Here is a 4,164-nt window from a genome sequence, read left to right as displayed (position 1 = left end):
GTAGTGCAGATCGTTGCCAGTGCGGCCGACCGTGCACAACGCGGTATTGCCCGCCGTCACGCCGGACAGCGCAACGGACTTCTTCGGCTTGAAACCGCCTGCGGTGGAGGTTGCGGGTGCTTCGGTCGATGCGGTGTCAGTCATGCTCTCCAGTCTCCTTTCGCACGCCCGCGACGCGGCGTGACTCGTTGTGCTTGAAGAATGCGCCCGGACCCGGTCCCGGCGTGGTGCTGAACTGCTAATCGATGATTCAGGTTGCTGCAAACAGCGGCGCGCTGGCCTCGGGCACGCTTTGTCCGGTGGCATGCGCGCGCCGCAGCACCGACCAGTAATAGCGATAGCTCGCGCGATCATGCAGCGTGTCGCCATGGCGCGTCGGGCCCCACTGCGCATGCTGCGCGGCCAGCAGAATCTCCGCGGCCAGCGTGATCTCGTCCGCGCGCGGCGAGAAGGCCTCGACGATCGGCCGGATCTGGTCCGGATGAATGCTCCACATGCGCGTGTAGCCGAACTCGTTGCGGGCGCGCGCGGCATCGTTCGCGACGACGCTCATGTCGCGCACTTCCGTCGACACATTGTGCGACGGCACCTTGCCATGCGCGTGACACGCCGCTGCGATTTCGAGTTTCGCGCGCCGCACCAGCGGGTGATCGAACTGGCCGGGCGAGCGCATCGCGGTGTCGGGAATCGCGCCATTGTGCGCGGATACGAAGTCCATCAGGCCGAAGCTCAGCGATTCGACGCCCGGCAGCGCCGCCAGTTCAAAAGCTTCGGCGAGCGCGCCGTGGGTTTCGATCAGCAGATGACAGGGAACCGGCTCTGGAATGCCGAACTCGCAGCGCGAGGCCTCGATGAAGGCCACCATCTTGGCGGCGTCGAAGACGCTGCGGATCTTCGGCAGCATGACGAAGGCGGGCGCCTTGCGGGCGTTGCGCAGAATGATGCGCACGTCGTCGCGCCACGCGCGGTGATTGAAGTCGTGGATGCGCACGCCGACGCGGCCGAAGCGGTCATCCTCGCCGCCCACGAACGACGCGACCATCTCCGCGTGTTCCGCCTCGTGGCCGACCTGGGCGCCGTCTTCGCAATCGAGCGTGATGTCGAACACGGGTCCCAGTTGCGCCTGCAAGGCCAGCGATTTGCGAATCAGCTTTTCGCTGCCGGCGTAGTGATCGCAAGGGGGAAGAACCGCGGGCTGCGGTTCGCCGTCAAACAGCACTTCGGCGGGAGTGAGGGCGCGCATACTCGGCGTGGGGTCCGATGTGGGGAGTGAAGTCCGGCTTGCTCAGGTGCTCTGATTCCGATTCGGCCGCGCTCGAACGGGGTTCTGCTTGCTCAAGCGCGGGCGGATCAGGCGCGAGACGCACAGGCGCTCGCGCTGACGTGACGGACGTGAAGACAGGCCCTCGGAGCTTCCCGAGGGCTTCCGCCAGACGACGTGTGCTTACTTGCCCAGCAGATGCGCGACGCCGTCACGCTCTTCGAGCAGCTCGTTCAGCGTGCCGTCCATCTTTTCGCGCGAGAACGCGTCGATTTCCAGGCCTTCGACACGCTTGTACTCGCCGTTTTCGCACGTGACCGGAACGCCGTAGATGATGTCTTCCGGGATGCCGTACGAGCCGTCCGACGGAATGCCCATCGTGACCCACTTGCCGTTCGTGCCGAGCACCCAGTCACGCACGTGGTCGATCGCCGCATTGGCTGCCGACGCCGCCGACGACAGGCCGCGCGCTTCGATGATCGCCGCGCCGCGCTTGCCGACGGTCGGGATGAACGTGTTGCGGTTCCATTCGTCGTCGTTGATCAGCTTGGTCAGGTCCTGGCCTTCGGCGCTTGCGAAGCGGAAGTCCGGGTACATGGTCGGCGAGTGATTGCCCCAGACGGCGAGCTTTTCGATGGACGCGACCGGCTTGCCCGACTTGGCGGCCAGTTGCGACAGCGCGCGGTTGTGGTCGAGGCGCAGCATGGCGGTGAAGTTCTTCTTCGGCAGATCGGGCGCCGACTTCATCGCGATGTACGCGTTCGTGTTCGCCGGGTTGCCGACGACCAGCACCTTCACGTCGCGGCTGGCGACGTCGTTCAACGCCTTGCCCTGAACCGTGAAGATCTCGGCGTTCGCCGACAGCAGGTCCTTGCGCTCCATGCCCTTCGAACGCGGGCGGGCGCCCACGAGCAGCGCGACGTCGGCATCCTTGAAGGCAACCTTGGGATCGTCCGTGACGACGACGCCCGCGAGCAGCGGGAACGCGCAGTCTTCCAGTTCCATCACGACGCCCTTCACGGCGGCTTGCGCTTGCGGCAGATCGAGCAACTGAAGAATCACGGGCTGGTCTTTGCCGAGCAGATCGCCGTTGGCGATGCGGAACAGCAGCGAGTAGCCGATTTGACCTGCGGCGCCGGTGACGGCAACGCGCTTTGCGGACTTAGCCATTGATAACTCTCCTGGACGGTGCGTGGAACGCAAGGGAAAAGCGCCATTTTATGCGCGATACGCCAAGCGTTGATGAAGACATGCGGCCCTGGCCCCGCGCGACCCCCGAAAAGCACCGGCGCAGCAGGCGTTGCGCACGTTTGCGTCTGGTTTCGCGCCGCATGAATGCGTGAGCGGCGTGACTGTCATGCCGATGAATCTTTCTCTTCGAGCGCGAGGCCGGCAGGATGTTCTGCGAGGACGCGAGGAATTCGCTTGGGTCTGACGGCAAGGCGCCCATTCGAGACGGCGCTTGACGTTGCGAGACGGTGGGCAGGCAGCGGTGCGCGAACGAGTGGGGCGGTCGGCGTGAGGCGAAAGCGAAAGGGCGTGCCTGGCGGTGTGTCGCGTGCAGTGAGACCGGAAACCGGCGTTTCGTGCGCACAGGCGACAACCCGCAAACCCTTGCTCGTCAAGGAGTGTAGGAGCGTGCCATAGTAAAGTCAACACTATCTTATGTCTTATATAAGACATAGGATTCTATGGGAAAGGTCTGGACGCACGGCGGGCCTTTGTGTTGAAATGCGCGGCATGAATTCCAACCCGGCGAGCTCGACGACCCCCAACGGCACCGCGCCTGCGGCTGAGGCCGCCGGTGTGCCGTCGCCGACGTTCAGCCCGCTGTATCAGCAGATCAAGGCGCTCATTACGCAGGGCCTCGAATCCGGCGAATGGAAGCCCGGTGAAATCATCCCGAGCGAGGTCGAACTCGCTGCGCGCTACAAGGTGAGCCAGGGCACCGTTCGCAAGGCTATCGACGAACTCGCTGCCGACAACTTGCTGGTACGCCGTCAGGGCAAAGGCACGTTCGTTGCGACTCACAGCGAAGACCGCGTGCAGTTTCGCTTCCTGCGCCTGTTGCCCGATGACGGCGACGCCCATCCCCACGTAAGCCGCCTGCTGGAGTGCAAGCGCCTGCGCGCGCCGGCGGAGATTGCCCGCCAGCTCGACCTGAAGCCGGCCGATCCCGTCGTTCTTATCAGGCGCCTGTTGCAGTTTGATGGCGTGACCACCGTCTTCGATGAAATCTGGTTGCCGGGCGTGGTGTTTCGCGGACTGACGGCGGAACGGCTGTCCGAGTACAAGGGCCCGCTCTACGCGATGTTCGAAACGGAGTTCGGCACGCGCATGATTCGTGCGTCGGAGAAAATCCGCGCCGTTCCCGCCGATGAAGCCGTTGCGCAGCATCTCCAGGTCGCGCAGGGTTTTCCGTTACTGTCGGTGGAACGCGTGTCCTATACCTATGGCGATCGCCCCGTCGAAGTGCGGCGTGGTTGGTATGTCACGACCGGCTATTACTATCAGAACGACCTGAGTTGATCTTGAGTTGATCGATCGGAAGCGGGGTCGTGGGTACGCGCCGAATGGCCGCGCCAGGCGCTTTCTTCACGCGCGGAGCAACAGTCTATTGGACGGTTTCTCGCTGCAGCGCGAAATAAAAAGGCGCTAAAATTGCGGATTAGTGTGTTAACAAGTTGGGGTCTAGCATGGCTGAAGCCGTAAAAAAACCAAGGCCCGAGTACCGGAACATCGGGATCGGCCAACTCGCGAAGTATCGCTTGCCGCTGGCGGGGAAGGTCTCCATCCTGCATCGCGTGAGCGGCCTGCTGCTCTTCGTGTGTCTGCCGTTCATCCTGTATCTGCTCGATCAGAGCCTCACGTCGGAAATCAGTTTCGACGCCTTCAAGGGCTTC

Annotated in this window: 3 protein-coding genes and 2 pseudogenes; 2 read left to right on the top strand and 3 right to left on the bottom strand. The window is 63.5% G+C overall.

Features of this window, described 5'->3' with window-relative positions:
* From QCE62_RS33340 to QCE62_RS33330, 3 genes and pseudogenes are all read right to left on the bottom strand, one after another.
* Positions 1 to 144, bottom strand: a pseudogene (locus QCE62_RS33340) (2-methylcitrate synthase); the annotation flags it as partial.
* Positions 145 to 250: 106 nt separating this feature from the next.
* Positions 251 to 1,243: an aldolase/citrate lyase family protein gene (locus QCE62_RS33335; protein ID WP_309927278.1), complete on the bottom strand. Its 993-nt coding sequence runs from the start codon at positions 1,241 to 1,243 to the stop codon at positions 251 to 253.
* Positions 1,244 to 1,444: 201 nt separating this feature from the next.
* Positions 1,445 to 2,431, bottom strand: a complete 987-nt coding sequence (locus QCE62_RS33330; protein ID WP_309818783.1) for a malate dehydrogenase — start codon at positions 2,429 to 2,431, stop codon at positions 1,445 to 1,447.
* A 570-nt stretch (positions 2,432 to 3,001) separates the two neighbouring features.
* On the opposite strand from QCE62_RS33330, the gene QCE62_RS33325 reads away from it, so the two are divergent.
* Positions 3,002 to 3,790 (top strand): GntR family transcriptional regulator, encoded by a 789-nt coding sequence (locus QCE62_RS33325; RefSeq protein ID WP_309927276.1) that lies wholly within the window; start codon positions 3,002 to 3,004, stop codon positions 3,788 to 3,790.
* Positions 3,791 to 3,957: 167 nt separating this feature from the next.
* A pseudogene (locus QCE62_RS33320) lies at positions 3,958 to 4,164 on the top strand (succinate dehydrogenase, cytochrome b556 subunit); the annotation flags it as partial.

Source organism: Caballeronia sp. LZ033, assembly GCF_031451265.1.
Classification (GTDB): Bacteria; Pseudomonadota; Gammaproteobacteria; order Burkholderiales; family Burkholderiaceae; genus Caballeronia.
The sequence above is the reverse complement of the archived record's forward strand: the minus strand, read 5'-3'. Positions and strand labels throughout refer to the sequence as shown.

Bases quoted from the DNA above. Each gene is read 5' to 3' on its own strand.
- QCE62_RS33335 (WP_309927278.1), bottom strand. From the start codon at position 1,243: ATGCGCGCCCTCACTCCCGCCGAAGTGCTGTTTGACGGCGAACCGCAG.
- QCE62_RS33330 (WP_309818783.1), bottom strand. From the start codon at position 2,431: ATGGCTAAGTCCGCAAAGCGCGTTGCCGTCACCGGCGCCGCAGGTCAA.
- QCE62_RS33325 (WP_309927276.1), top strand. From the start codon at position 3,002: ATGAATTCCAACCCGGCGAGCTCGACGACCCCCAACGGCACCGCGCCT.